Raw genomic sequence first — 4,176 nt, 5'->3', positions numbered from 1 at the left:
CACGCGTCTCCGCGTCGGCGATCCGGGGCGCGAGGGCCCGCAGCTCGCCGTGGGCGGCCCTGACCTCCTCCCACGCGGCCGGGCCCGTCGCCCGCTCCCGGGTCACCGCCAGGAGCCGGCGCACCTCGTCCCGTACGACCAACGCCTGTTCCACGTCCCGCGCGGCGGACGCCGCCGCGTCGAACGTACGGTCCCCGATGGGCAGCGCGGTGCGCAGCGCCCCGTACAGCACCCCCCGCACCCGGCGCTGCACGACGACCGGCACCGCGAGCACGGACCGCAGCCCCTCCGCCGCGACCGCCGCGTCGTACTCATGGCTGATGTGCCGCGCCTGCCGGTAGTCGGTCACCGCGAACGGCCGGGCCAGGGCGATGGACTTGCCGCCCAGGCCGTTGCCCGACGAGATCGCCAGGCCGCGCAGCGCACCGGTCGCCGTGCCGGTCAGTTCGGCGATCCGGAACCGTCCCGTCTCGTGCAGCAGACCGCCGAACGCCACCGGCAGACCGGTCGTCCGCCGCAGCCGCAGCAGCGCCGCGCGCAACTCCACCGACTCCACCACTTCGGTCACGTCGCCGCCCTTCCGTCGCCGGCCGCACCCCCACCACCCCCGTCCGGGGGTGGTGAGACCCACGTCACTGATTACACGATGTCATTGAACGGTCCGCAATGAGGAGGACATATGACGGCAGGGACGCCGAACGGTCCGGCCGGCCCGAGCGGCAGGCTCACCCCGACGGAGGAATTCCGGTCGGCCCGGGACTTCCTCCTGGCGCACCGGGAGGACTACGGGACGGCGTACGCGGGCTTCGAGTGGCCGCGCCCCGAGCGGTTCAACTGGGCGCTGGACTGGTTCGACCGGATCGCGGAGGGCAACCACCGCGAGGCCCTGCACATCGTCGAGGAGGACGGCAGCCGCACCCGCGTCACCTTCGCGGAGATGTCCGCGCGCTCCGACCGGGTCGCGAACTGGCTGCGCGCGCGGGGGGTACGGCCCGAGCAGCGCGTCGTGGTCATGCTCGGCAACCAGGTCGAGCTGTGGGAGATCGCGCTCGCCGCGATGAAACTGCGCGCCGTCGTCATCCCCGCCACCCCCCTCCTCGGCCCCGAGGACCTGCGTGACCGGGTCGAGCGCGGCCGGGCGTCGCACGTGATCGTCCGCTCGGACGGCACCGCGAAGTTCGACGGGATCAAGGGACGGTTCACCCGGATCGCGGTGGGCCCCGAGGTGCCGGGCTGGCTGTCGTACGGTGACGCCGACGACGCGCCCGCGCGCTTCGAGCCCGACGGCCCCACCCACGCCGACGACCCGCTGATGCTCTACTTCACCTCCGGCACGACCGCCCGCCCCAAGCTGGTCGAGCACACCCACGCGTCGTACCCCATCGGGCACTTGGCCACGATGTACTGGATCGGGCTGCGCCCCGGCGACGTCCACCTCAACATCGCCTCGCCCGGCTGGGCCAAGCACGCCTGGTCCAACCTCTTCGCCCCCTGGAACGCCGAGGCGACCGTCTTCATCCACAACTACACCCGCTTCGACGCGGGCCGGCTGATGGCGGAGATGGACGGCGCGGGGGTCACGAGCTTCTGTGCCCCGCCGACCGTGTGGCGGATGCTGATCCAGTCCGACCTGTCGACGCTCCGTACGCCGCCGCGTGAGGCCGTCGCGGCCGGCGAACCGCTCAACCCCGAGGTGATCGAGAAGGTCCGGTGTGCGTGGGGGGTGACGGTCCGCGACGGCTTCGGCCAGACCGAGACCGCCGTCCAGGTCGCCAACTCGCCCGGCCAGCTCCTCAAGGCCGGTTCAATGGGCCGCCCGACCCCCGGCTTCAAAGTGGAGCTGCTCGATCCGGTGAGCGGCGCGCCCGGGGTGGACGAGGGGGAGATCGCGCTGGTCCTCGGCGCGCACCCGGTCGGCCTGATGACCGGCTACCACGGGGCTCCGGACCTCACCGCCGCCGCGATGGCGGGGGGTTACTACCGCACGGGTGACATCGGTTCGCGCGACGCCGACGGTTACATCACGTACATCGGCAGGTCCGATGATGTTTTCAAGGCTTCTGATTACAAGATCTCGCCCTTCGAGCTGGAGAGCGCGCTGCTGGAGCACGAGGCGGTGGCGGAGGCGGCGGTCGTGCCCGCGCCCGACCCGGTGCGCCTGGCCGTCCCCAAGGCGTACGTCGTCCTCGCCGAGGGCTGGGAGCCGGGGCCCGACACCGCCAAGGTGCTCTTCGCGCACTCCCGTTCGGTGCTCGCCCCGTACCAGCGGATCCGCCGCCTCGAATTCGGCGAGCTGCCCAAGACGGTGTCCGGGAAGATCCGCAGGATCGAGCTGCGCGAGCGTACGGCCGGGGGCTCCACCGCCGAGTACGACGAGGGGGATCTGCGATGACGACGATGACCACCCGCTCCGGCCCGGTGGCGGCGGCCCCGGCCGCCTCGTACCTCCACGGCACGGCCACGGTCCCGCTGCTCGGCGACACGGTCGGCGGGAACCTGGACCGGGCGATCGCCGCGTTCCCGGACCGGGAGGCACTGGTCGACGTACCGTCGGGACGGCGCTGGACGTACGGCGAATTCGGGGCGTCGGTCGACGAGTTGGCGCGGGCGCTGCTCGGGCGGGGGGTGGCGAAGGGCGACCGGGTCGGCATCTGGGCGGTCAACTGCCCCGAGTGGATGATGGCGCAGTACGCGACGGCCCGCATCGGCGCGATCATGGTGAACATCAACCCGGCCTACCGGGCGCACGAGGTGGAGTTCGTCCTCAACCAGGCCGGGATCTCGGTGCTGTTGGCGTCGCTCGGCCACCGGACCAGCGACTACCGCGCGTTGGTGGACGAGGTGCGGGGCCGCTGTCCCGGCCTGCGGGCGGTGCATTACATCGGCGATCCGAGCTGGGACGAACTGCTCGCGTACGCAGGCGAGGTGACGGAAACTCAGATAGCGGCGCGCGAGGCCGAGTTGTCCTGCGACGACCCGATCAACATCCAGTACACCTCGGGAACCACCGGCTTCCCCAAGGGCGCCACCCTCTCCCACCACAACATCCTCAACAACGGCTACTTCGTGGGGGAGACGGTCGCGTACACGGAACACGACCGGATCTGTGTCCCGGTGCCCTTCTACCACTGCTTCGGCATGGTGATGGGCAATCTCGCCGCGACCTCGCACGGTGCGTGTGTGGTCATTCCCGCGCCCTCGTTCGACGCGGGAGCCACCCTTCACGCGGTCGAGCGGGAGCGCTGTACGTCGCTGTACGGCGTCCCCACCATGTTCATCGCCGAGTTGGACCTCCCGGGCTTCGCGTCGTACGACCTCTCCTCGCTGCGCACCGGCATCATGGCGGGCTCGCCCTGCCCGGCCGAGGTGATGAAGCGGGTCGTCGCCGAGATGAACATGGCCGAGGTGTCGATCTGTTACGGCATGACGGAGACGTCGCCGGTCTCCACGCAGACCCGCCGCGACGACAACCTGGAGCGACGTACGGGTACGGTCGGCCGGGCGCTGCCGCACATCGAGGTCAAGGTGGTGGACCCGGTCACCGGCGTGACGCTGCCGCGCGGGGTGCCGGGCGAATTGTGCACCCGGGGCTACAGCGTGATGCTCGGCTACTGGAACGAACCGGAGCGCACGGCCGAGGTCATCGACGCCGGGCGCTGGATGCACACCGGTGATCTCGCGGTGATCCGCGAGGACGGTTACGCGCAGATCGTCGGCCGGATCAAGGACATGATCATCAGGGGCGGCGAGAACATCTATCCCCGGGAGATAGAGGAGTTCCTGTACGGGCACCCGAAGGTCGCCGACGTGCAGGTGATAGGCGTCCCCGACGCGCGGTACGGCGAGGAGATCGTGGCGTGCGTGATCCCGCGCGACCCGGCGGACCCGCCGTCGGCGGAGGAGGTGGCGGAGTACTGCCGTGAGCGGCTGGCGCACTACAAGGTGCCGCGGCGGGTGGAGATCGTGGACGCGTTCCCGATGACGGTGAGCGGCAAGGTGCGGAAGATCGAACTGCGGGAGCGGTTCGCGGCGTAGCCGTTGGCGGGGGCGCGCGGCGCTGTGGGCGCGGTACGGGCCGCGCCGGGCCGGGCGTCGTACCCGTACGGGTCCAACTGCCGTCAGCGGCAGGGGTTGTGGCCGGCCGCCGCCCCGACCGTACGGGTGCACCTGCGCGGG

At 71.4% G+C, this 4,176-nt stretch carries 3 protein-coding genes; 2 read left to right on the top strand and 1 reads right to left on the bottom strand.

What is annotated here, in order from left to right; all coding sequences use genetic code 11:
- On the bottom strand, positions 1-568 hold a 568-nt coding region (locus GT042_RS09505), incomplete at its 3' end, for a GAF domain-containing protein (protein ID WP_161308267.1).
- A gap of 111 nt (positions 569-679) precedes the next feature.
- Between GT042_RS09505 and GT042_RS09500 the strand changes: the two genes are divergently transcribed.
- On the top strand, positions 680-2,392 hold the full coding sequence (locus tag GT042_RS09500) for an AMP-binding protein (protein ID WP_161308266.1): 1,713 nt from the start codon (positions 680-682) through the stop codon (positions 2,390-2,392).
- Positions 2,389-4,035: an AMP-binding protein gene (locus GT042_RS09495; RefSeq protein ID WP_161308265.1), complete on the top strand. Its 1,647-nt coding sequence runs from the start codon at positions 2,389-2,391 to the stop codon at positions 4,033-4,035. Before GT042_RS09500 ends, GT042_RS09495 begins: the two co-directional genes overlap by 4 nt.
- Positions 4,036-4,176 lie beyond the last annotated feature (141 nt).

Origin of the sequence: Streptomyces sp. SID3212, from assembly GCF_009865405.1 — a bacterium.
Taxonomy (GTDB): Bacteria; Actinomycetota; Actinomycetes; order Streptomycetales; family Streptomycetaceae; genus Streptomyces.
This window is presented reverse-complemented; position numbering and strand designations above follow the sequence as displayed.

Excerpts from the sequence above, each read along its gene's own strand:
- GT042_RS09500 (WP_161308266.1), top strand. The coding sequence starts at position 680 with ATGACGGCAGGGACGCCGAACGGTCCGGCCGGCCCGAGCGGCAGGCTC.
- GT042_RS09495 (WP_161308265.1), top strand. The coding sequence starts at position 2,389 with ATGACGACGATGACCACCCGCTCCGGCCCGGTGGCGGCGGCCCCGGCC.